Source organism: Guptibacillus algicola (assembly GCF_020171805.1).
In the GTDB taxonomy this organism is placed as follows: Bacteria; Bacillota; Bacilli; order Bacillales; family Guptibacillaceae; genus Guptibacillus; species Guptibacillus algicola.
In genome coordinates this window covers 286,664-310,989 of sequence record NZ_JAIVAF010000001.1, presented here as the reverse complement: position 1 = coordinate 310,989, position 24,326 = coordinate 286,664, and the positions used below count along the sequence as shown (strand labels likewise).

Below are 24,326 nucleotides of genomic sequence, written 5' to 3'. Positions count from 1 at the left end.
AATATTCATTTTCCCCAACAAACTTTTTTTTAATCGCCTCAATAGGTGAATTATAGATAAATAATCACTTGTTTTCCGGGAGAGACTAGTATCGGAGGTGTAGACATGGAAAACGAGAGCCAAAAGGATGGTCAAGAATTAGAACAAAATAAGAAAGAGCAACCGCTTAGTTTTACAACGAAAGTTATCAATATAGGTATAGCTGGAGGATTAATATGGGGATTGATCGGTTATGTGACGTACTTATTTAAATTCACAAAGATTCCTCCCTCTCTCATTCTCTCACCTTGGGCGCTAGGAGAATGGAAAAACGAGCATTTAGGACAGTGGATCGGTATTATCGCAATTGCAATCGTCTCAATCGGGGTAGCTTTTATCTACCGTGCAACGATGGTGAAAATAAACAATATGCTGGCTGGTTTAGGATATGGCATTGTACTCTGGTTTATCGTCTTCTACTTATTAAACCCGATGTTTCCTGATCTTCCTTCAATGATGAAGCTTGATAAGAATACGATTGTTACTACTTTATGTCTCTATGTTTTATATGGTGTGTTTATTGGGTATTCTATTTCATTTGAATACCATGAAAACCAGCAAAATGGCGCGTCCTATTCAAACAAATGAAGCTATGGTAGAATGTTCATGGAACATTCTTCTTTTTTTTCATGAATATCTGTAGTCTTTAACAGAGTATTGGATCTTCTAAAACTCATAGATCGTAAAGGGGCTTATGATGAACAATTATTACGTACTAAATGGGCCGAACTTAAATCGATTGGGCAAAAGAGAACCAGGGATTTATGGTAACGAGACATTGGAGACGTTAGAAATGCGCTTAAATGACTTAGCCCAAAAGCATGGTATGACTCTCACTTTCAAGCAGTCGAATCACGAAGGTGATTTGATCGATTGGATTCACGAAGCAGAGAATTCCAAGGGCATCATCATTAACCCAGGTGCTTTTACGCATTATAGCTATGCGATTCGTGATGCGATTGCTAGCGTAGATGTACCCGTGGTTGAAGTGCATATGTCTAATGTACATAAACGAGAATCATTTCGTCACCAATCTGTTATCTCACCAGTATCAGAAGGTCAGATTGTAGGATTTGGAATGAAGAGCTACGAGTTAGCTCTAATGTCATTTCTATAATAAAGAAGGAGGACTTATTAGATGGAACGTTTAGATAAACTAAGACAGTCATTTAAAGAATATGAAATTGATGCGATGTTGATTACTTCAGCAAGCAACCGTAGATATTTTTCTCATTTTACTGGAAGTTCAGGGGTTGTTTTGGTCACTGCTAAAGAAGCAAAGTTTGTAACAGATTTTCGTTATGTGGATCAGGCAAACGAACAAGCAAAAGGGTACGATATCGTCCAGCATAAGGGGCCTATCATCGATGAAGTAGCAAAAGTGGCCAATGAGCTTGGTGTTAAGAAGCTAGGTTTTGAGGAAACACAACTTACATACAACGTTTTCAAAGCTTACGAAAAGAAGGTTGAAGGTACGCTTGTACCGATTAGTGGTCTTCTTGAAAAGCATCGAATGATTAAGGATGCGAACGAATTGCAAGTATTAAAAGAAGCTACAGAAATTGCAGATGCTGCATTTCAACATATAACAGGATACATTCGCACTGGTATGACTGAGCTTGAAGTTTCTAATGAGTTAGAATTCTTTATGAGAAAAAATGGCGCTACATCTTCATCTTTTGATATTATTGTTGCGTCAGGTAAACGCTCTGCGCTTCCGCACGGTGTAGCTTCGGATAAAGTTATCGAGAAGAATGAACTGATCACACTTGATTTCGGGGCCTATTACAAAGGGTATTGCTCTGATATTACGCGTACAGTTGCAATCGGAGACCCAGGAGAAGAATTGAAAAATGTGTATCATACTGTGCTTGAAGCGCAGATGAAAGCTATGGAACAAATTAAACCAGGGATGAGCGGAAAAGAAGCGGATGCTATTTCTCGTGATTATATTACTTCAAAAGGGTATGGTGAATTCTTCGGACACTCACTAGGCCATGGTATTGGTCTTGAAGTTCACGAAGGACCAGGACTTTCCTTTAAATCTGACACGATCCTAGAACCAGGCATGGTTGTGACGGTAGAGCCAGGTATTTACCTCTCAGGAAAAGGTGGCGTACGTATAGAAGACGATACGGTCATCACTGAGTCAGGAAACGAAAAACTATCTCATTCTACTAAAGAATTATTAATTCTTGGGGAATAACACTTAGGAGGACAATAAATGATTTCTGTAAACGATTTTAAAACAGGTCTTACGATAGAAGTAGAAAATGGCATATGGCAAGTGGTGGATTTCCAACATGTTAAGCCAGGTAAAGGAGCAGCCTTCGTACGCTCCAAACTACGCAACTTACGAACTGGAGCCATTCAGGAAAAAACATTCCGCGCTGGTGAAAAAGTAGCAAAAGCACACATTGAAAACCGTAAGATGCAGTACTTATATGCTAGTGGAGACATGCACACGTTCATGGATACTAATTCGTTTGAACAAGTCGAGCTTCCTGCTGACCAAATCAAATATGAACTTAAGTTCTTAAAAGAAAATATGGAAATCTCAATCCGTATGTATGGAGATGAGACAATCGGTATTGAGCTGCCAAACACTGTAGAATTACTTGTAACTGAAACTGAACCAGGAATCAAAGGTGATACAGCGTCAGGTGGTACGAAACCTGCCACGGTTGAAACTGGTCTTACTGTACAAGTTCCTTTCTTCGTTAACCAAGGAGATGTACTTGTCATCGACACCGGCAAAGCAGAATACGTTTCACGTGCTTAGTAGAAACCGCTCTAAAATGAGCGGTTTTTCCTTTTTGTAATAATGAGTGATTACTCACTTTAAATGTTACGCATCTTATATTATGATATAAGTGAGTGATCACTCACTTATGAGAGGAGGAGCTTCATGACGACAAACCTTATCGAGGCGCATGTATCAAAAAGGTTTGGAAAGAAAACTGTTTTAAAAGACGTTGCGATATCGTTGAACAAAGGGGAAATCTTTGGGTTGCTCGGGCCATCTGGTTCCGGGAAGACCACACTTGTTAAGTTACTCTGTGGAATTGACGAGCCTTCAGAAGGTGAAGTAACGGTTTTAAATCAAAAGATGCCTGACCTAGCTTTAATCAAACGAATTGGCTATATGGCTCAAGCTGACGCACTTTATCATGAACTGACCGCTAAGGAAAACCTGGCTTTTTTCGCAAGTATTAATGGTGTGAAACGGACGAAAAGAAAAGAACGAATACAGCATGTCATGAAACTGGTGGACTTAGAGGATGATCTAAACAAAAGAGTAGAGGCTTTTTCTGGAGGGATGAAGAGGCGATTATCACTAGCGATTGCTTTACTGCATGAACCAGAAATCCTTGTTCTCGATGAACCTACAGTAGGAATTGATCCAGCCTTACGAAACAAAATTTGGGAAACGTTTGAGACCTTACGTGAAAGCGGAGTACTAATAGTTGTCACTACACATGTGATGGATGAAGCTGAACGTTGTTCAAGACTTGGAATGGTCCGTGATGGTCAATTAATCGCAAGTGGTACACCTGATGAATTAAAGCAAGAAACTGGAGCATCAACAATTGAGCATGCGTTCTTATCATATGGAGGGTGATGAATATGAGAGTTTTAGCAGTCGTAATCCGTATCCTTAAACAGTTTTTGCATGACAAGCGAACAATAGCGTTGATGATTGTAGCTCCAATCATCGTATTAACGATGTTATCACTAGTATTCAATGGCGAAGAACTTGAGGTGGAAATAGGTGTCATCGATGCACCAACATCAGTCATTGATATGATCGATCAAGAAAATGTTTCTGTTATCAAGTTAGATAGTGACATAAACCCAGAAGATCGAATTAAGGAAGAGAATTACGATGCGATATTGTCCTTTGAAGAAGGCAAGATGAACATCCTTCTTGAGGGTAGCGACCCATCACTCAGTAATGGAATTATCAATACTATTAAGCAGAGTAGTAATACGGATACGAAAAGCACACCACTGTCGATAGAGTACTTATATGGATCTCAAGATATGACGACTTTTGATCATTTTGGACCGGTTTTAGTAGGTTTCTTTATTTTCTTTTTTGTTTTTCTAATAGCTGGTGTTTCCTTTCTGAGGGAAAGAACACAAGGGACTTTGGAAAGACTACTTGCAAGTCCGATCAAACGCTCTGAACTAGTAATGGGGTATGTTATAGGATTTGGGCTGTTCACAACGATTCAGTCATCCATCATCGCGTTATATAGCATTTACGTAATCGACTTAAAGATGGAAGGTAGCTTTATGTATGTGTTGCTCATTACGGTTATGCTAGCACTAAGTGCATTAACGCTTGGTATATTATTATCTGCCTTCGCAAAGAACGAACTCCAAATGATTCAATTTATTCCACTGGTCATCGTACCTCAGTTCTTCTTTGCTGGTTTATTTAACCTAGAAACAATCTCTGATTATCTAAGCTGGCTAGGACCACTAACGCCTCTTTATTATGGTGCAGATGCCCTACGAGATGTGATGATAAGAGGGCAAGGTTTTAGTGAGATTTGGGTTGATTTACTTGTACTTGGAGGGTTTTCATTCGTTTTTATCGTTATGAATGTATTCGCGCTAAAAAAACATCGGAGAATATAAGAGGTGGGTCAAATGGGAGAGCAAGAAAGTATGGAAGAATTGTTTAGCACTAATGAGAACGAGTTGTACGGTGAAGAGCTTACTGCAAAGCAAAAACGAATCGTCGAAGCAGCGATACAAATGTTTTCTGAGAAAGGCTATTCCTCATCATCAACAAGTGAGATTGCTAAGCGAGCAAATGTGGCTGAGGGTACGATCTTTAGACATTACAAAACGAAGAAGGAATTGCTTTTAGCAATTGTTACTCCCGTAATGAGTAATCTTCTAGCACCTTTCATAATCAGGGACTTAGACAAAGTACTCAGTCAGAATTATCAGTGCTATGAAGATTTTCTAACAGCAATAGTCAAGAACCGGCAGGTGTTTATAGAAAAACACCTCTCGATCGTAAAAATATTACTGCAAGAGATTCCATTCCATGATGAATTACGTAGTCAGTTTATCGATCGTATTGGGAAAGAAGTATATACCCGACTAGAAGCCATCGTCATTCATTTTCAAGAAAAAGGGAAGCTAGTCGAGATGCCTACTCAATCAGCTGTAAGACTAACTGCCACTACAATCGGAGGGTTCTTATTAACAAGGTACATCCTTCTTCCAAATAACGATTGGAATGATGAAGAAGAGTTGAAAACAACCATTCACTTTATAATGAACGGAATGAAAGCGTGATAACACCCGCATACTTGTGTGGGTGTTTTTCTATGTTTTTACTTACTTTCAAAACACAAGATTATAAGTTGTAAACATGTATTTCACACCTTTTCTGTATTAGAAATTGTAGCTTGTCTAGTAAGACATAATTCATATCGTTCCGGAATACTAGTGTAAGGAGTACATGCTAGGAAAGGGGGACATTTATGGAAGAAGTTTTACGTGTCCTACCCGAAGGAGTAAAGAATATTATAAAACGATATTCAAATGTAGAAAGAGGTGGGATTGAGGAAATTAGAATACGTATTAACAGACCGCTTGAAATTATTATCAACGGTAGCCCTCAGTTTCCTCAAGTAGACGGAAGAGAGTACTTTATTTCTAGAGAAGATGCTTCCCAAATAACAAATAAACTGAGTCAATATTCGTTATATGCACTTGAGGAAGAGTTGAAAAAGGGATTTGTCACTATACAGGGTGGCCATAGAGTAGGGCTAGCAGGGAAGGTAATCACATTGAATGGCAACGTGAAAGCCATTCGAGATATTGCCTCATTCAATGTGAGAATAGCAAAACAAAAAATAGGAATTGCTACCCCGCTGCTATCTTACCTTTATTCAGGAGGCTGGATGAATACAGTGATTTTAGGTCCTCCAAATTCTGGTAAAACAACGCTGTTACGCGATCTTACCAGGTTAATGGCTGAAGGATATCCAAAGCGAAGTATTGCATCTTCAAAAGTAGGTATTGTTGATGAACGTTCTGAAATTGCTGGTTGTGTTCATGGCATACCACAGCATCAGTTAGGCAAAAGGGTCGACATTCTAGATGCGTGTCCAAAAGCTGAAGGAATGATGATGATGATTCGCTCTATGAGCCCTGAAATACTCATCGTTGATGAAATTGGAGGAGCAAAAGAGAGTGAAGCTATCATAGAAGCTGTAAATGCAGGGATCCATTTGGTCGTTACCGTTCACGGAAGTTCAATCGAAGATTTGTATAGGCGGCCGAGCATACAAGAGCTTATTCGATCAGGGATGTTTAAACGCATCGTTGAGCTGTCGAGGTCGAGCGGACCTGGAACGATTAAAGCTGTGAAAGATCATAAAGGAAACGAAATACGTCGTACGAAGGTGATCTAGCATGAAGCTACTTGGTGCAATTTTAATTGTTTTAGCTAGTACCTGGGCTGGTGTGGAATGGTCGAGGACGGTAAGTGAACGGTCAAGGCAACTTAGAATGTTGAAGTCAGCTCTTCAGTCATTAGAAGCTGAAATTGTATATGGCATGACTCCTTTAAGCGTAGCTTGTGGTCATATTTGTAGACAAGTAGGTCACCCTGTCTCATGGTTTTTCGATTCGTTTCGAAAGAAGCTCGAAGAAGGACATTCAACTGCATATGATGCGTGGATGAAAAGTATGGATGAAGTATGGAAGTATACAGCTTTTAAGTCAGAAGAAAAAGAAATCATGAAGCAACTAGGTGCAACGATTGGTCAACAAGATCGTGAGCATGAACAAAAGCAGCTTCAACTAGCTTTGATTCATCTAGAGAGAGAAGAACAAGAAGCGAGAAATAATCAAATGAAATATGAAAAGATGTTTAAGAGTCTCGGGTTTCTCGGAGGTGTTCTTCTCGTCATTCTATTGATTTAGTCACTGGGAGGATATGCGGATGAATCATGATGTTAACAAAATCTTTCAGATTGCTGGAATCGGTATTATCGTAGCGATGCTACACACGATTTTAAAACAGATGGGAAAAGAAGAATACGCACAATGGGTAACATTAATAGGTTTTATTGTTGTGTTATATATGGTGATCACAATTATCGATGACCTTTTTCAGAAAATCCGGGGAGTTTTTCTTTTCCAGGGGTAGGGGGTGTCGGCGATTGATATTGTACAAATTGTTGGAATCGGGTTAATCGCAACATTCCTCGCCATCGTAGTTAAGGAACAGAAGCCTGTCTTTGCATTCACCATTACCGTTTTCACTGGCGCTATCATTTTCCTCTTCCTCATAGGAGAAATCCAACACATTATTCAAATGTTGGAGGGACTCGCTTCTAAGGCGAATATAGAGATTATTTATGTCGAAACAGTCCTTAAGATCATAGGAATTGCTTATATTGCAGAGTTTGGGGCGCAAATTACCAGAGATGCAGGACAGGGGGCAATCGCTTCAAAAATCGAACTCGCTGGAAAGCTGCTTATCATGGCAATGGCAATTCCTATCCTTAAGTTAATAATTGAAACAGTATTGCAGCTGTTACCGTCTTGAGTAGGAGGAGGAATAGGACATGCTTCATAAGAAAACGATGATGCTCTTGCTGTTTTTCCTCTGCTTTATCGTATTTGCACAACCTACACTCGCTTCTGTCGATGAGGGAGAAAGTAAGCAAACAATGACTGATCAATTTGTAGACAAGCAGTTAAATTCTATAGGCTTACAAGAGATACAAGCTTATTGGAATGAGGTGCTTGACGAATACGGTGGCTTTCTACCTGAAAGTCAAAAGGGGTCATTTTTAGAGTTTGTAAAAGGAGAAAAGAAACTTTCTCTCAAAGCCTACCTATTAGGATTTGTGAAATTCTTGTTTCATGAATTATTAGTGCACGGTAAGTTGCTAGGCAGCTTGATATTATTAACCATATTCAGCATCTTACTTCAAAATATGCAAAATGCGTTTGAACATAAAGCAGTCAGTACTGTTGCTTATTCAATTACGTATATGGTGTTAATCATCCTAGCATTGAATAGTTTTCATGTAGCAATTCAATACACCGAAACGGCTATAACGAATATGATGAGCTTTCTTCTTGCGCTCATTCCGCTCTTACTAGCTCTCATGGCATCAGTTGGTGGTGTGGCTTCTGTGGCATTTTTTCATCCCATCGTCTTGTTTCTAGTGAATACAGGCGGCTTATTAATCCAAAAGTTTGTGCTGCCTTTGCTGTTCCTTTCAGCAGTGCTAGCGATCGTAAGCACGATTAGTGAACATTACAAGGTGACCCAGCTATCTAATTTACTTCGAAATATCGCAATCGGTACGCTAGGTGTATTTTTCGCCATATTCTTAGGAGTCATATCTGTTCAAGGTGCAACCACAGCAGTAGCTGATGGGATAACGATCAGAACTGCAAAATTCGTTACAGGTAACTTTATTCCAGTTGTTGGTAGGATGTTCACTGATGCAACCGACACTGTTTTAAGTGCATCTGTCTTATTGAAAAACACGGTTGGACTAGCAGGTGTAGTCATCCTTCTAATGCTTTGTGCGTTTCCTGCTTTGAAAGTGCTTGCTTTAGCATTAATCTATAACATTGCTGCTGCAGTTATACAACCATTAGGTGGAGGCCCTATGATTCAATCCTTGAATGTCATTTCGAAAAGTGTGCTATTTATTTTTGCAGCTCTCGCAATCGTCTCTCTCATGTTTTTTCTAGCCGTAACGATCATAATTGCTTCTGGAAACATCACTCTAATGGTTCGCTGAGGGGAGGGATTAGGTGGATATTATTACAGGGTGGGTAACAAATATCATCTTGCTTATCCTGGTTGCAACTGTTCTTGAACTGTTGTTACCTAACTCCAGCATGCAAAGGTATGTCAAGATGGTAATCGGTCTCATGTTGATGGCAGTTATCTTATCACCATTACTAAAGATATTTACAGAGGATTTTGACGCGATGCTTAGATCTGTAACCTTAACGGATTCAAGAACGGGAATTCAGATGGAAAATAGTATCGAAACAAAGAAAAGTGAAATACAAGCTTCTAACTCTGCATATATTGAAGAACAAATGGCTGTCCAATTGAAAAGTCAAGTTGAAAAGGAGTTGAGGGAACGGTTCAATTTAGAGATAAGCGGTCTATCGTTAGCATTAGGAGAAGTAGAAGGTGAGAAAAATATTGATCAAATAGCAGTCAAAGTAAAAGAAGCAAGTGAAGAAATTGCTGTGAGTGATATTGAAGCAGTGTCTATATCGATATCTGATAGTGACGAAATGGAGATCGATACAGATGCTAAGAAGGTGGCTTATTTTCTAGCTGATGAGTGGCAACTTTATCCAAACCAGGTCGGAGTTGAGGTGGAGGGAGGGAAGTAGGTTCCATGGAAAGTAAATCGAACAGCTGGCTTGATCAGCTCAAAAAGCCTAAAAAGAAAAAAGGAATGCCGCTTTTATATATTGTTATAGCAGTAGGGATAGGGATACTCTTCATGTTTACTGAAAACTTCTTTGCATCTCCTGAACCTTCAAAAATGGTTTTATCGGAAAAGACAACTAGTGAAAGCGAACCTGCATTCGCAAAAAAAGATTCTAATCCATCTACGATTTCAGAATACGAAAATCATTATGAAACTCAATTGAAGGAAGCCTTAGATGAAGTAAAAGGGGTATCGAACGCAACTGTCATCGTAAACCTGGATTCTACGGAAGAAAAAATAATAGAGAAAAACCGCACTTCTACAGATAAGTATACTTATGAATCACCAAATGAAGGTGGGTCCAGAAAGATTGAGGAACAATCAAGTGAGGAACAAGTTGTCGTGATCCAAGATGATAATGGCCAAGGTCCTATCGTAGTATCGACTAGAAAACCTACCGTTCGTGGAGTGGTCGTGGTTGCTGAAGGAGCAGAAAATGCTCAAACGAAGAAAATGATTGTAGATGCAGTAACAAGGTTGTTAGAGGTTAAAAGTCATAGAGTTATGGTACTTCCGAAAAACCAAAAGGGGGATTCGTAATATGGTCTTAAAAAAGCAAACTGTTTGGTTGCTTACTATGCTAAGTTTGATTATTGTCCTATCTGCCTATTATATCATGACTCCTGGTTCAGAAAATGTAGCCTTTGTAGACGATCAACAGCAAAGTGAGGAAGCTTCTGATAAGGAAAATGCGAAAGAAACAAATGCAAATGAAGGCGATACGGTTACATCAAGCATGGCAAGTGATGAAACCTTCGCAGCACTTAGACTAGATATTATGGAAGAACGTGACGCAGCTATAGAGGAGTATACTGCAGTAATTGCAAGTGAAGCATCAACGGATGTGAGAAATGAGGCACACGAGCAACGTCAGGAGTTACTCGCATTATCACAAAAGGAATCTGTACTAGAAAACTTGATAAAATCAGAGGGATACAATGATGCGATCGTCTATACGCTCTCTAACAATAAAGTAAGAGTAATCGTGAAGGCGGATCAACTTTCAAATGAAGAAGCCAATAACATTATGGTTTTGGCACAAGAACAATTAGGAAATCAACAACGCATCGCAGTTGAGTTCCAGCCGGTTGTAAAATAAGGATTGTGGTAGGTGGGGGAGACTCCACCTTTTTTTATTTGCGGCGTTTTTTATGTACATAACGTTTTTTGAGTATAGATAATGAAAACGATTACGTTATTTGTTACTCTTGTTAAGAGACTGCGTTTATTAGAGCAACTACCCACTGCAAATCCGATATGTTATGATTAAAGGGCTTATGACCTGCTCATATAGAATGGTCTCAATTCATAGATTGTATTCTTTCCAATAAGTATAGGAAATACTAAAGGATAGAAGTTCTATGATATAATTAGTAGTAGACGAGGCGATATTCTCAGGGAGAATACCTCCTCATATTAAAAATGATCGTAAATTAGAGATAGGGAGTGTAGAATTTGTTAAAAGTACAAGAAATTCGCGAATTGATTAAACTAATCGATGAATCAAGTATTGATGAATTCGAATATGAAAATGATGGATCTAAGGTAGTCCTTAAGAAAAATGATGTCCAGTACGCAGCAGCACCACAAGTTCAGCAACCTGTAGTTCAAGAAGCACCGGCTCAAGCGCCTCAACCAGAAGCGAAAGCGCCAGTGAAGGAAGAAGCAAAAGAAGAAGCTGCAGAACAGATCGATGACTCATTACATAAAATTGAATCTCCTATGGTTGGAACATTCTATGCACGTCCTAATCCTGACTCAGATGCATACGTAAATCTAGGCGAAAAAGTCTCAGAAGAAAGCATCGTATGCATTATTGAAGCTATGAAGCTCTTCAATGAAATCGAAGCGGAAGTTAAAGGCGAAATCGTTGAAGTACTAGTAGAGGACGGACAGCTGGTTGAGTATGGACAGCCTCTGTTCCTAGTGAAAGAATAAGGCGGTACCAATATGAAAATAAAAAAGATACTCGTTGCTAACAGAGGAGAGATTGCTGTTCGAATCATTCGTGCTTGTGAAGAGCTTGGCATCGAAACAGTAGCAGTTTACTCTCAAGCCGATAAAGAAGCGTTACACGTTAGACTTGCGGACGAAGCATATTGCATAGGACCAACTGCAGCTAAAGAAAGCTATTTAAACTTCACGAATATTATGAGCATCGCAACTGTAACTGGAGTGGATGCGATCCATCCTGGTTATGGCTTTCTCGCTGAGAATGCGGACTTTGCTGAATTATGCCGTGAATGTAACATTACTTTCGTTGGACCAAGTCCTGAAGCGATCAGTAGAATGGGTACGAAAGATGTGGCCCGTACAACCATGAAGGAAGCAGGAGTACCTATTGTTCCGGGTTCTGAAGGTGTCATTAAAGACGCAGATGAAGCTGTATCGCTAGCTAATGAGATGGGTTATCCTGTTATTATTAAAGCTACTGCTGGTGGCGGAGGAAAGGGAATCCGCATCGCTAAAGACGAGAAAGAACTTGTTAAAGGCATCAATATCACTCAACAGGAAGCTTCAACAGCATTTGGTAATCCTGGTGTGTATATTGAGAAGTTCATCGAGGATTTCCGTCATGTAGAGATCCAGGTATTAGCAGACAATCATGGAAATGCCATTCATTTAGGTGAGAGGGACTGTTCGATACAACGACGCCTTCAGAAGCTAGTTGAAGAAACGCCATCACCTGGATTAGATAGTAAAATCAGAGAAAAGATGGGGGATGCAGCTGTTAAGGCTGCAAAAGCTGTTGATTACTCTGGTGCAGGAACTGTTGAGTTTATTTTTGAGCCAACAGGGAATTTTTACTTTATGGAGATGAATACTAGAATTCAAGTTGAACACCCTGTTACAGAGATGGTGACTGGTGTTGATTTGATTAAAGAACAAATAAAAGTAGCATCTAATGAAGAGTTAGGGTTTAAACAAGAGGATGTTACGTTTAAAGGTTGGTCGATCGAATGCAGAATTAATGCAGAAGATCCAGACAAGAACTTCATGCCTTCTCCTGGTAATGTGCACATGTACTTGCCGCCAGGTGGATTTGGAGTCCGTGTTGATTCAGCGGTATACCCTGGATACGATATCCTTCCGTTTTACGACTCCATGGTTGCTAAGCTTATAACTTACGGCGAAACAAGAGAAGAAGCGATCTCGAGAATGAAGCGCGCACTTGGTGAATTCGTGGTAGATGGTGTTAAAACAACCATTCCTTTCCACATGCGATTGATGAATCATGAGAAATTCGTTAGTGGAGATTTTAATACTAAGTTTCTCGAGAAGTATGACCTAACAGAAAAATCAACCAATTCTAAGTGAGGTGTTCGTAAATGAATGAAGTTCAATCTTTTGAAATGGAAGAGCACGATACAGGGCTTGGAAAAGTCGAAATTTCCCCAGAAGTCATTGAAGTCATCGGTAGTATTGCTGCATCTGAAGTAGATGGTGTAGCAGAGATGAGAGGCAATTTTGCTTCTGGTGTCGTGGAACGCTTTGGCAGAAAAGACCATCGTAAAGGAGTAAGAGTTGAGCTTGATGAGGATGGTATTATCCTTGATGCATTTGTTGTCGTAAGCTACGGACTCTCTATTCCTGAAGTATGCCAGCAAATTCAAGAGAATATCAGGCAAGCTCTTCTTACGATGACGGCTCTAGAAATAAGCGCAGTTAATGTGAGTGTTGTTGGTATTACTTTTGATAAAAAAGAAACAGAAGATGAAGAATAAGCAGCGGGGAATCTTCCCCCCTGCTTTTTTATTTTTAGATAGATTCAGAATTGGAAAACCTGTATTTGTCTATTACAATATGCTATCATCTATTGGTATAGCAATATTAGCGTAAAAGGGGTATAGCAATGAAAAGAAGACACGCAAGAGAAAAGGCCATACAGGCATTGTTTCAAATAGATGTGACAGACACCGATCCAAAAGAGGCGCTGGAACACGTATTAAGCGATGGGGAAGGTGACGAGTTTTTATCTGAGCTTGTCTTTGGAACGCTTGAAAACCTTGAAGAAATCGATGAGAAAATAAAAAGCAACCTTGTAAATTGGACATTTACCAGAATTGGTAACGTAGACCGATCTGTATTGAGAATGGCATGCTATGAAATGACAAGAAATGATATCCCAGTCAATGTAAGTCTGAATGAAGCAGTAGAGCTTGCTAAGATGTTTGGTGGGGATGAGTCTGGCCGTTTTGTGAATGGCGTCTTATCTAAAATGATACAAAAAGCGTAACAAGTTGCACGGTGGAAGGAGGGGAGATATAGTGGTAACCGATCGATATATTACCGTCACAGCTCTTACTAGGCACGTCAAAAGAATGATCGATAATGAGCCAGCATTACAAGATGTGTGGCTTAGAGGAGAACTCTCTAACGTGAAGCTGCATAGTAGAGGACATTTGTATTTTACTGTTAAAGACGACAAATCTAGAGTGCAATCAGTTATGTTTGCCGGCAACAACCGTCATATGAAATTCAAACCTGAAAACGGGATGAAAGTTCTAATAAGGGGAGAGGTCTCGGTCTTTGAACCATATGGGCAATATCAGTTATACGCTCGAGAGATGCAGCCTGATGGAATTGGGAACCTTTACTTGGCATACGAAGAGCTAAAGAGGAAGTTGGAATTTGAAGGACTGTTTTCAGACGAACGAAAGAAACCGATTCCTCGCTATCCTAACGAAATAGGTGTCATTACTTCTCCTACTGGTGCTGCTATTCGAGATATATTCACCACGATCAAACGTCGTTATCCTTCAGCAAGAATCACAGTGTTTCCTGTCCTCGTTCAAGGTGTGAACGCTAAAGACTCTATCGTAAGAGCAATCGAAATGGCAAATTCAATGCACATGATCGATGTACTAATCGTGGGTCGTGGTGGAGGATCGATTGAAGAATTATGGGCTTTCAATGAAGAGGAAGTTGCACGAAGTATTTCTACTTCTAAGATCCCAGTCATCTCAGCTGTAGGGCATGAAACGGATTATACAATTTCTGATTTTGTTTCAGATTTAAGGGCGCCCACTCCTACTGGAGCTGCCGAGTTAGCTGTTCCGAGCATGGTGGAATTGGAAGAACGTCTTGATCAAAGAATACATAGACTCATGAGAGCCATGAAAGAAAAGAAGCAAAACGAACAAGAACGCCTTTCGCGTCTACAAAAATCCTACGCCTTTCGCTATCCAAATCAGCTTTTAAGTCAAAAAGAGCAGGAACTTGATTTGCAGGTTGAGCGGTTACGTAAGACAATGAAGCGACAGATCGACTATACAAAAGAGCGCGTGCAGCGAAATCACGCACAGCTTCTTAGAAAGCACCCTGAGCAATTATTACAGGACTCTTCAAAAGGCCTCGAAGACCTTCGTACATCTTTATATAAAGAGATGAAGCGCGTTGTACAGGGGAAGCAAAGAGATTTTGCTCATGCCACAAGTAAGCTAGATGCGCTCAGTCCATTGAAAATTATGGAACGAGGCTATAGTCTGGCATATAAGGACGATGAGTTAATAAAGTCCGTTAAACAGGTTGAACCTGGTGATGTTATCAAAGTTCAGATGACTGATGGAAAGATCGATGCTCACGTCTATGGATTGGAGGAGAATGATTCATATGGAAAAGAATGAAGTGGAAAAGAATGAAAACATAACGTTTGAAGAAGCGATGGAGAAACTTGAAGAAATCGTTGGCTCTCTTGAAGAAGGAAACGTTCCGCTTGAGAAGGCAATTTCTCTATTCCAAGAAGGTATGAACCTTTCGAACCTTTGTCATGATAAGCTACAGTCCATTGAAGGAAAGATGGACCAGATCGTTGGTGAGAATGGAGAAATCAAACGCTTCTCGGTTCAGGAGGATGAGGCGTGACGGCAGATTTAAATACTTACATGAAAGAGTGTAAGAAATTAATCGATGATAAATTGAAAGAATTTATCTCTCATTCAGAAATGCCTAAGGATTTGAAAGAAGCGATGCTCTACTCTGTAGATGCTGGTGGTAAACGAATACGTCCTATCCTTATGCTTGCAACAGCAGAAGCTTTTGGGGCTACTAGAGAAAAGGCGTTTCATGCTGCGTGTGCAGTTGAAATGATTCATACTTATTCATTAATTCATGACGATCTTCCTGCTATGGACGATGATGATTTACGACGCGGGAAACCAACGAATCATAAAGTTTTTGGTGAAGCAATTGCAATCTTGGCGGGGGATGCTTTGTTAACTCAAAGCTTTGAAGTCATTAGCGATTCTTTATTAAGAGACGACCAAAAAGTGGCGTTGACAACATTGTTGGCACGTGCGGCTGGACCGAGTGGCATGGTCGGAGGACAAATTGCTGATTTATCTGGTGAAGAACAAAATCTGACTCTTGAGGAACTTGAATATATTCATCATCATAAAACAGGTAAACTTCTCGTTTTTTCCATTCTAGCAGGTGCTGTAGTTGGTGATGCACATAATGAGCAAATCGCGCACTTAAGGCAGTTCGGAGAGCATCTTGGCCTTGCTTTTCAAATAAGTGATGACATTTTAGATGTAGAGGGCGATCAAGAGAAGATTGGTAAATTGCCTGGTAGTGATGAAAACAATAACAAGAGTACATACCCAAAGCTCCTGACATTAACTGGTGCAAAAGAAAAACTAGCAAGTCATTATGACGAGGCTTTAATGCACTTAACTCAAGTTGGAGTAGATGATGCAAGATTGCGTTCTCTTGCAAAATTCATTATTGAAAGAGATCATTAGAACAAATTGAGATTGTAGAGGTATTGTGATATAATAGGAACAGATTGAGTGGTGCAGTATTCTAGTCAGTCCGGCTATTCTGAAGGCGGGCCTAAAAATCCGCCATAGGGCACATCGATGAAGTTCCTGGTGTTGGCTTGAGTCGCCCAGACTTGGGTCGATGCTGGGAGTTAAGGTCGCAGGGCGATCCACAAAGGCATGTGGGCGTTGACCCTGCTTCCGCGGAGGCCTATTCTTGTAGCTTGTGCGGTTAACGCCGCCAGCTATGAAATGGGGTATGAACCTGTTTCAGTCGCCAGGGATGCGGCTGAACAGCGTAGCCTGCCTTGAGTGGAGCTAGAGGGGATTATGGATTATTGATAAGGTATTGCTAGGCCAGCGTATCTTTTCTACCACCCATATGAAATCTGCTCTGCAAAAGAGGCTAGGAATTGACCAGGACTGTTGAGGAAAACTCCTAGACTGTTCCGAGTGACACTTAAAGGGGATTATAGTGCGGACTAAGTGGTAATCCAGTCTAGCGAATGGTGACACGCTAAGACGGATATAAAGGGAAACCGCCTGAACGGCGACGTTCGGGTATCCGTTTGGGAAAACCTACTGGACCTAAGCCGCAGTCTTTACTCTTTAAGTGACCACTCTTCGATACATAACGACAAGGTTGTTCACTTGACAGGAATGAGGGGGTCGAACTTCCTCGTTAATCACCTGTTATGTTGAACACCTCTTTTTATTTCTATTTCATATACACGAGGAGTACAGATGAAAGCTTCGATATCAAAGTCCATAAACTGGAGTTTAGCGATTGCCGTTATCACACTTGTGTTAGCGGCTATTTTTTCAATTATTGCAACAGCTGTTCTAAGTGGGGTTACATGGGCACTTGGAATGGTCGTCGTTTTTCTAATCGTTCTTATAGGTATATTTTTTGATACAATAGGAGTAGCTTCTACCGCCGCTAATGAAGTTCCATTTCATGCAATGGCAGCAGAACGATTAACTGGAGCAAAGCATGCTATATTCGTGACTCGAAATGCTGACCGTGTTGCAAGTTTTTGTAATGATGTAATCGGCGACATTTCTGGTATCATAAGTGGTACCGCAGCTGCTTCCGTAGTGGTTCAATTAACACTTCAACTTGGACACGATGAAGGATCTTTGTTTCAATATATAGTATCAGTAGTTTTCACGAGTGTAGTTGCTGCGTTGACAGTGGGAGGTAAAGCCCTCGGTAAAACGCTTGCTATTCATTTCTCTACTGAAATCATCTTTCAGGTTGGACGCTTCTTATACTTTATTGAGAAAAACTTCAAAATAAAGATGGTTGGTAAACAAAACAAGAAGAAAAAGAAGCAAGCGTAAGTCGAAATATAGAAGGGGAGGACATTCCCATGGATTTAGAAAAAATTGAGAATCCGAAATTTTTAAAAAAATATAATGTTGAACAAATGACAGAGCTAGCTGAAGACGTTAGGGAATTCTTAATCAACAAGCTATCAGTAACTGGGGGACACCTGGGACCAAATCTAGGTGTTGTCGAGCTCACGATCGTTTTGCACAAAGTGTTCGAAAGCCCAAAGGATAAGTTCATTTGGGATGTAGGGCACCAAGCGTATGTTCACAAAATATTAACAGGTAGAAGTACGCAGTTCGATACACTCAGGAAGTATAAAGGACTTTGTGGATTCCCTAAACGGAATGAAAGTGAGCATGACGTTTGGGAAACTGGACATAGTTCAACTTCTCTTTCTGCTGCTATGGGAATGGCTGCTGCCCGTGATATAAAAGGAACAGACGAAAGCGTCGTTGCGATTATTGGTGATGGGGCCTTAACAGGTGGAATGGCACTTGAGGCACTCAACCATATCGGTCACGAACAAAAAGATATGCTTGTTATACTAAATGATAATGAGATGTCTATTGCACCTAACGTTGGAGCACTTCACAACGTTTTAGGAAGAATGAGAACCGCTGGGAAATACCATAAAGCAAAAGAAGAGTTAGAATACTTACTAAAGAGAATTCCAGCGTTTGGTGGGGCGTTAGCTTCAACTGCTGAACGTGTAAAAGATGCTATGAAATATTTATTGGTTTCAGGAATCTTCTTTGAAGAATTAGGGTTTACGTATCTTGGACCAGTAGATGGCCATGATGTTGACGCTTTAATGGAAAATATTAAATATGCTAAGAAAACAAAAGGACCGGTAATCGTTCACGTATTGACTAAGAAAGGGAAAGGCTACCATCCTGCTGAAAATGACCAAATTGGTACATGGCATGGTGTAAGTCCTTACAAAATTGAAGCTGGTGAGCAAATTAAGCCAAAAGCAGCAGCTCCTGGATATAGCAAGGTCGTTAGTGAAACGGTTCGTAAATTAGCTGAGAAAGACGACCGCATATCGGTTATTACTCCAGCAATGACTGTTGGGTCTAAGTGGGAAGCGTTTGAAAATCAATTCCCTGACCGATTATTTGACGTAGGGATTGCGGAGCAGCATGCAACAACGATGGCAGCAGGTCTTGCTACCCAAGATCTAAAGCCAGTCCTATCGATTTATTCCACGTTCTTGCAACGTGCATATGATCAATTAGTACATGATGTATGTCGTCAAAACTTGAATGTATTTATTGCAATTGACAGATCTGGCCTCGTAGGTGCTGACGGTGAAACCCACCAGGGAGTTTTTGATATTTCATTCCTTCGCCACTTACCGAACATGGTTCTGATGATGGCGAAAGATGAAAATGAACTACAGAATATGGTCTATACAGGTTATAAATACAATAGTGGTCCAATTGCGCTCCGCTACCCTCGTGGGAACGGTATTGGGGTTTCGATGGACAAGGAATTAAAAGAAGTTCCAATAGGATCATGGGAAGTATTACGAGAAGGCTCAGATGTTGCTCTTCTTTCGTTTGGTCCTACACTTCAAGATTTATTAAAAGCAGCCGAGCAATTGGAGAAAGAAGGCATTTCTGCGAGAGTAATCAATGCACGTTTTATTAAACCACTTGATGAAAAAATGATGGCTGAACTAATCCAAGAAGGTATCCCTATGCTGACTGTTGAGGAAGCAATCTTACAAGGTGGCTTCGGCAGCGCAGTTTTAGAATATCTAAACGACAGTGGCTATCAGCATGGTGCAATCGAACGTATGGGGATTCCTGATACGTACATTGAACATGGAAGTGTTGGTGAGTTGTTGAAAGAGATTGGATTGACTGCAGAAGATATCGCAGAAAAGGCAAAAAAAATGCTACCAGCAAAACAAAAGAGGGCATAGGTTAACATGGCGAAAAAAGAAAGGCTAGATGTGCTCCTTGTTAATCGAGGACTAATCGATACAAGAGAGAAAGCGAAAAGAGCAATCATGGCGGGTTTAGTATATACCGATTCTGAAAGATTGGATAAGCCAGGAGTTAAAGTTAACGATGATATCGTTCTACATGTCAAAGGAGATACCCTACGTTATGTAGGCAGAGGTGGTCTTAAACTTGAGAAGGCGATCGAGACCTTTGGATTGAAACTGACGGACAAAGTTGTCCTTGATATTGGTTCATCAACTGGTGGTTTTACCGATTGCGCATTGCAGAATGGGGCTTCTACTGTATATGCACTTGACGTTGGTTACAATCAACTGGCTTGGAAGCTTCGTGTTGATGACAGAGTAGTTGTAATGGAAAGAACAAATTTCCGTTATTGCACCCAGGATGATTTTCAAAATGGGTTACCAGACCTTGCTACGATCGATGTGTCGTTTATCTCTCTAAAGATTATTCTCCCCGTCTTAAAAAGTATCTTTGAAACGAGTGGTGAAGTCATTGCACTCGTTAAACCTCAATTTGAGGCTGGAAGAGACGATGTAGGCAAAAAGGGAATTGTACGTGACAAGAAAGTTCACGAGAGAGTGCTGAACAACATGATTACCTTTGCTTTGGAAGTAGGCTACGGAGTAAAAGGTCTTTCCTTCTCACCTATTACAGGTGGTGAAGGAAACATCGAGTTTCTTTTACATCTAGGCTGGCAACAGAATCAAGAAGCTGAAGGAATAAATGTAGTTGAAGTAGTCGAACAAGCTCACAGTCAACTTTGAAGGATACATACGTGTATCCTTTTTTTGCTCTATTAGAGAAAAAACAGTAAGAAAAATCGTGCGTTTCCGTTGAATATTTATGTATGCCTATACAAAAAGAGGATAGGGCTATATAATAAGGCTGTCATTACATATGTGTATTTTTGGAGGGTTTTAAATGAATAAAGGACAACGCCATATAAAAATACGAGAACTTATAGCCAATCAAGACGTCGAAACTCAGGACGAGTTAGTTTATTGTTTAAAGAGTGCGGGGTTTAATGTAACGCAGGCTACTGTATCAAGAGATATAAAAGAACTTCATCTTGTAAAGGTACCTACAATCGATGGAAGATATAAATACAGTCTTCCTGCAGATCAGCGATTCAACCCTCTTCAGAAATTAAAAAGAACATTAACGGATGCTTTTATCAGTATCGACGATGCTGATCATCTAATCGTTATGAAAACATTACCAGGAAATGCCAATGCTATCGGTGCATTGATTGATAACTTGGATTGGGAAGAGATAATGGGGAACATCAGTGGGGATGACACAATTTTGATTATTTGTAAAAAACCTGAGCATGCCTCAATGATTTCTCAACGCTTTATCGACATGTTGTAATATGATGATCTTTGAAGGTGGGAGAATATGTTAGCCGAATTATCCATTCGCAATTTTGCGATTATTGAAGCGGTGACAGTATCGTTTGACCGTGGACTAACTGTGCTTACTGGAGAAACTGGAGCAGGAAAATCAATCATAATTGATGCAATAGGCTTACTTGTTGGTGGTCGAGGTTCAGCTGAATTCGTGCGATATGGCACAAAGAAAGCAGAAATTGAAGGCCTTTTCCATATTGACGAAGACCATCCATCGATACAGAAATTAGAAGATGTTGGAATAGAAGTGCTAGATGACATGGTTGTGTTACGGAGAGACATTTCGAGCGCTGGGAAGAGTATTTGTCGCGTAAATGGCAAGCTCGTTACGCTTGGAATCCTTAGAGAAATTGGCCAATCATTGATCGACATTCATGGACAGCATGAACACCAGGATCTCATGCAACCTGATAAATACCTTTCCTTACTCGACAATTTTGGAGAACGATCGATCGGTCCAGCTTTAGAGGAGTATCGAGATATTTACAGTCGTTATAAGAAACTCCGCGAACAGTTAAAACATTTAACTGAAAATGAGCAGCAGATGGCTCAGAGACTCGATTTAATACAATATCAACTTGAAGAGATCTCTAAGGCAGAATTGATTCCTAAAGAAGATGAAGATCTAATGGAAGAAAAGCTTCGACTGGGGAATTTTGAGAAATTGTTTGGAGCTCTTCAAGATGTTTACCATTCACTACAAGGAGATAATAAAGGACTCGATTGGCTAGGGTTAGCTATGTCCCAACTCGAATCGGTTTCTGACCTTGATGATGAATTAAAAGGGTATCATGAAGAAGTGGCGAATCAATTTTATTTGCTTGAAGAAACGTTAGGAAAAATTAACTCTTACAGAGATCAGCTGGAATTTGATCCCACAAGATTAGATTTCGTTGAAGAGCGCTTGAATGAAATCCAAGGATTAAAAAGAAAGTATGGAGAATCAGTAGAAGAAATTCTTGAGTATGCTGCTTCGATCGAAGATGAAGTTGATAAGTTGACTCACAGTGAAGACCGCATCGAAGAGTTAGAAAATAATATCGCTGGAATCGCTGCAGATTTAAAGGTAGAAGCGGATAATTTAACGAAGCTTCGAAAGCAAATCGCAAAGAAGTTGGTCGAGTCCATTCATGTTGAATTACAAGACCTTTACATGGAAAAAACAGAATTTGCAATTCATTTTAATGAAGCCTCAAAAGGAAAAGAAGAATTCCATAAATCAGGTAAAGATGATATCGACTTTATGATATCTACAAACCCTGGAGAGCCCTTAAAACAGCTTTCGAAGACCGCTTCGGGTGGTGAACTATCGAGAATCATGCTTGCTCTAAAATCGATTTTCTCGAAACATCAAGGAATAACATCAATTATCTTTGATGAAGTTGACACTGGCGTGAGTGGCAGGGTCGCACAGGCAATGGCTGAGAAAATTCAACGCCTTTCGTCTGGATCTCAAGTATTAGTGATCACACATCTTCCTCAAGTAGCGGCTATGGCTGATCATCATCTATATATATCTAAAGAAGAAACAGGAGAAGGAAGAACGAAGACGAGTGTTGGAAAATTAAGTACAGAACAAAAGATTGAAGAACTTGGAAGAATGATTTCAGGTGCTGAAATGACTGAGTTAACAAAGAAACATGCACAAGAATTATTATTACAAGCAGATCAAATAAAAGCATAAGATGCAATGCTATCCAACTTAGGATAGCATTTTCATTTTTCTCAGTTATAATAACCGCCATGGAAGGCAAAATTATAAGTACAGCCATGTTGGAGGTGTGGGCAAGAGCGAGGAGAGTGAAGGTTTGAGGACACATATTATAAGAAAAATGATTGGTGCAGTTCTCCTTGGTATAATAATTGCTTTTGGATTTTCAAATCCAGTTCAATTATTTCTTTCGATTCCAGATGAGATCGTTTTGTTTGAAGGAGATCAAACTGACATATCATCTGTTATGGCCACCGCTTCAACTGTAAAAAACCCTGATGTCGTTAGTGTGAACCAAAAATCAGATCAAATTACAGTTAAAGGTGAAAGCAGTGGTTCAGATATACTTGATTTTACAGTAGGCACTTTTCCTATCAAGAAGGTAGGCGTGAAAGTCCTTCCTGATTTCAAAGTAATTCCCGGTGGTCAATCAATAGGCGTTAAGTTAAATACGCGTGGCGTACTAGTAGTAGGTCATCACCTTATCCATACAACTAAGGGTGAACGTTCGCCTGGAGAAGTAGCTGATATACAAGTAGGAGATATTATCACGAAGATCAATGGGCAGTCAGTTCAAAAGATGAGTGATATCGGTACCATCGTGAAGAAAATCGGTCAAGAAGGTCATGCTTTAGAAGTAACGATTGTGCGAGAAAATAAGGAACTTAACAAGAAGTTAGTACCTGTTAAAGACAAAAGTGACTCTACGTATCGAATCGGACTTTATATTAGGGATTCTGCTGCAGGAGTAGGGACTTTAACATTTTTTCATCCAGACAGTAAAAAATATGGCGCACTAGGACATGTTATTTCAGACATGGATACAAAAAAACCGATCGTTGTGCATCATGGAGAAATTTATAGTTCTTCTGTCACGTCCATTGAAAAAGGAAGCAATGGACACCCTGGAGAAAAATTAGCAAGGTTTTCAAATACAGATCATAAACTTGGAACAATAACTCGAAACAGTCCTTTTGGAATATTTGGGGAGATGAATAATGAGGTCAAAAACGGCATGTATGATAAGCCGATGCCGATCGCACTATCTCATCAGGTGAAAGAAGGACCTGCAAAAATTCTTACTGTTGTAAAAGGTAGCGAAGTAAAAGCATACGATGTTGAAGTTGTAAGCTCAATCCCACAAAAGTTTCCGGCTACAAAAGGAATGGTCATAAAAGTGACTGATCCTGAGTTACTAAAGGAGACAGGTGGAATTGTTCAAGGTATGAGTGGAAGTCCAATCATTCAGGATGGAAAAGTCATTGGTGCAGTTACTCATGTATTTGTGAATGACTCTACCTCTGGATATGGAGTTCATATAGAGTGGATGCTTGAAGAGGCAGGAATTAACATCTACAAAGAAAATCGAAATGGACAGCGAACGGCGAGCTAAAAAAAGCTCAATGTTCGCTTTCTTTCGTTTTCTAACCATGATATACTTTGTATGAAGAAAATTCGACAAAAGTAAAAGAGTATTCAGAAAATGTAGAAAAATGAAGTTAGCTGAAGAAACAAAGAGATAAATGTAGGATTTGTTTTAAATTTAAATGTTTTTAGAAATTTTAGAGGAAAATTACCT

28 protein-coding genes are annotated in these 24,326 nt (G+C 39.9%); all 28 read left to right on the top strand.

Features of this window, described 5'->3' with window-relative positions; translation table 11 throughout:
* Positions 1–105 precede the first annotated feature (105 nt).
* The 28 genes from LCM09_RS01690 (at position 106) to spoIVB (ending at position 24,140) form a co-directional block, all read left to right on the top strand.
* Positions 106–627: a YqhR family membrane protein gene (locus tag LCM09_RS01690; RefSeq protein ID WP_224878346.1), complete on the top strand. Its 522-nt coding sequence runs from the start codon at positions 106–108 to the stop codon at positions 625–627.
* A gap of 109 nt (positions 628–736) precedes the next feature.
* Positions 737–1,156, top strand: coding sequence for a type II 3-dehydroquinate dehydratase (gene aroQ / locus LCM09_RS01685; protein WP_224880039.1), 420 nt, complete (start codon positions 737–739; stop codon positions 1,154–1,156).
* 21 nt (positions 1,157–1,177) lie between these two features.
* Complete coding sequence (locus tag LCM09_RS01680; RefSeq protein WP_224878344.1) at positions 1,178–2,245, top strand: M24 family metallopeptidase; 1,068 nt, start codon at positions 1,178–1,180, stop codon at positions 2,243–2,245.
* Between the two features lie 18 nt (positions 2,246–2,263).
* On the top strand, positions 2,264–2,821 hold the full coding sequence (gene efp, locus LCM09_RS01675) for an elongation factor P (protein ID WP_224878342.1): 558 nt from the start codon (positions 2,264–2,266) through the stop codon (positions 2,819–2,821).
* A 126-nt stretch (positions 2,822–2,947) separates the two neighbouring features.
* The gene (locus tag LCM09_RS01670; protein ID WP_224878340.1) at positions 2,948–3,661 is read left to right on the top strand and encodes an ABC transporter ATP-binding protein; all 714 of its coding nucleotides are present in this window, start codon (positions 2,948–2,950) and stop codon (positions 3,659–3,661) included.
* Between the two features lie 5 nt (positions 3,662–3,666).
* Entirely contained in the window at positions 3,667–4,686 is a 1,020-nt protein-coding gene (locus LCM09_RS01665; protein WP_224878338.1) for an ABC transporter permease, read from the top strand.
* A 12-nt stretch (positions 4,687–4,698) separates the two neighbouring features.
* Positions 4,699–5,358 carry a TetR/AcrR family transcriptional regulator gene (locus tag LCM09_RS01660; RefSeq protein WP_224878336.1) on the top strand — a complete coding sequence of 220 codons (660 nt, stop codon included), beginning with the start codon at positions 4,699–4,701 and terminating at the stop codon, positions 5,356–5,358.
* Positions 5,359–5,546: 188 nt separating this feature from the next.
* Positions 5,547–6,482, top strand: coding sequence for a stage III sporulation protein AA (spoIIIAA, locus tag LCM09_RS01655; protein ID WP_224878334.1), 936 nt, complete (start codon positions 5,547–5,549; stop codon positions 6,480–6,482).
* Between the two features lies 1 nt (position 6,483).
* Entirely contained in the window at positions 6,484–6,996 is a 513-nt protein-coding gene (gene spoIIIAB / locus LCM09_RS01650) for a stage III sporulation protein SpoIIIAB (RefSeq protein ID WP_224878332.1), read from the top strand.
* Between the two features lie 19 nt (positions 6,997–7,015).
* Positions 7,016–7,222 (top strand): stage III sporulation protein AC, encoded by a 207-nt coding sequence (spoIIIAC, locus tag LCM09_RS01645; RefSeq protein WP_224878330.1) that lies wholly within the window; start codon positions 7,016–7,018, stop codon positions 7,220–7,222.
* 12 nt (positions 7,223–7,234) lie between these two features.
* Entirely contained in the window at positions 7,235–7,624 is a 390-nt protein-coding gene (spoIIIAD, locus tag LCM09_RS01640) for a stage III sporulation protein AD (protein ID WP_224880036.1), read from the top strand.
* A 19-nt stretch (positions 7,625–7,643) separates the two neighbouring features.
* Positions 7,644–8,840, top strand: a complete 1,197-nt coding sequence (spoIIIAE, locus tag LCM09_RS01635; protein WP_224878328.1) for a stage III sporulation protein AE — start codon at positions 7,644–7,646, stop codon at positions 8,838–8,840.
* A gap of 13 nt (positions 8,841–8,853) precedes the next feature.
* A complete protein-coding gene (spoIIIAF, locus tag LCM09_RS01630; RefSeq protein WP_224878326.1) occupies positions 8,854–9,453 on the top strand; it encodes a stage III sporulation protein AF in 600 nt (199 codons plus the stop codon).
* 5 nt (positions 9,454–9,458) lie between these two features.
* A complete protein-coding gene (spoIIIAG, locus tag LCM09_RS01625) occupies positions 9,459–10,094 on the top strand; it encodes a stage III sporulation protein AG (protein WP_224878324.1) in 636 nt (211 codons plus the stop codon).
* 1 nt (position 10,095) lies between these two features.
* Positions 10,096–10,653: a SpoIIIAH-like family protein gene (locus LCM09_RS01620; protein WP_224878322.1), complete on the top strand. Its 558-nt coding sequence runs from the start codon at positions 10,096–10,098 to the stop codon at positions 10,651–10,653.
* 356 nt (positions 10,654–11,009) lie between these two features.
* Positions 11,010–11,492: an acetyl-CoA carboxylase biotin carboxyl carrier protein gene (gene accB, locus LCM09_RS01615; protein WP_224878320.1), complete on the top strand. Its 483-nt coding sequence runs from the start codon at positions 11,010–11,012 to the stop codon at positions 11,490–11,492.
* Positions 11,493–11,504: 12 nt separating this feature from the next.
* Complete coding sequence (gene accC / locus LCM09_RS01610) at positions 11,505–12,872, top strand: acetyl-CoA carboxylase biotin carboxylase subunit (protein ID WP_224878318.1); 1,368 nt, start codon at positions 11,505–11,507, stop codon at positions 12,870–12,872.
* An 11-nt stretch (positions 12,873–12,883) separates the two neighbouring features.
* A complete protein-coding gene (locus LCM09_RS01605) occupies positions 12,884–13,279 on the top strand; it encodes an Asp23/Gls24 family envelope stress response protein (protein WP_224878316.1) in 396 nt (131 codons plus the stop codon).
* Positions 13,280–13,407: 128 nt separating this feature from the next.
* Positions 13,408–13,791 (top strand): transcription antitermination factor NusB, encoded by a 384-nt coding sequence (nusB, locus tag LCM09_RS01600; protein WP_224878314.1) that lies wholly within the window; start codon positions 13,408–13,410, stop codon positions 13,789–13,791.
* Positions 13,792–13,822: 31 nt separating this feature from the next.
* Positions 13,823–15,181, top strand: coding sequence for an exodeoxyribonuclease VII large subunit (gene xseA, locus LCM09_RS01595; RefSeq protein ID WP_224878312.1), 1,359 nt, complete (start codon positions 13,823–13,825; stop codon positions 15,179–15,181).
* On the top strand, positions 15,168–15,419 hold the full coding sequence (locus LCM09_RS01590; protein ID WP_224878310.1) for an exodeoxyribonuclease VII small subunit: 252 nt from the start codon (positions 15,168–15,170) through the stop codon (positions 15,417–15,419). Before xseA ends, LCM09_RS01590 begins: the two co-directional genes overlap by 14 nt.
* Positions 15,416–16,297, top strand: coding sequence for a polyprenyl synthetase family protein (locus LCM09_RS01585; protein ID WP_224878308.1), 882 nt, complete (start codon positions 15,416–15,418; stop codon positions 16,295–16,297). The genes LCM09_RS01590 and LCM09_RS01585 overlap by 4 nt, the downstream gene beginning before the upstream one ends.
* 762 nt (positions 16,298–17,059) lie before the next feature.
* Complete coding sequence (locus tag LCM09_RS01580) at positions 17,060–17,659, top strand: CNNM metal transporter family protein (RefSeq protein WP_224878306.1); 600 nt, start codon at positions 17,060–17,062, stop codon at positions 17,657–17,659.
* 29 nt (positions 17,660–17,688) lie between these two features.
* The gene (gene dxs, locus LCM09_RS01575; RefSeq protein WP_224878304.1) at positions 17,689–19,581 is read left to right on the top strand and encodes a 1-deoxy-D-xylulose-5-phosphate synthase; all 1,893 of its coding nucleotides are present in this window, start codon (positions 17,689–17,691) and stop codon (positions 19,579–19,581) included.
* 6 nt (positions 19,582–19,587) lie between these two features.
* Positions 19,588–20,391 (top strand): TlyA family RNA methyltransferase, encoded by an 804-nt coding sequence (locus LCM09_RS01570; protein ID WP_224878302.1) that lies wholly within the window; start codon positions 19,588–19,590, stop codon positions 20,389–20,391.
* A 157-nt stretch (positions 20,392–20,548) separates the two neighbouring features.
* Positions 20,549–20,998, top strand: a complete 450-nt coding sequence (gene ahrC, locus LCM09_RS01565) for a transcriptional regulator AhrC/ArgR (RefSeq protein ID WP_224878300.1) — start codon at positions 20,549–20,551, stop codon at positions 20,996–20,998.
* Positions 20,999–21,025: 27 nt separating this feature from the next.
* A complete protein-coding gene (recN, locus tag LCM09_RS01560; RefSeq protein WP_224878299.1) occupies positions 21,026–22,720 on the top strand; it encodes a DNA repair protein RecN in 1,695 nt (564 codons plus the stop codon).
* Positions 22,721–22,844: 124 nt separating this feature from the next.
* Positions 22,845–24,140, top strand: a complete 1,296-nt coding sequence (spoIVB, locus tag LCM09_RS01555) for a SpoIVB peptidase (RefSeq protein WP_224878298.1) — start codon at positions 22,845–22,847, stop codon at positions 24,138–24,140.
* The last annotated feature ends 186 nt before the right edge of the window (positions 24,141–24,326 follow it).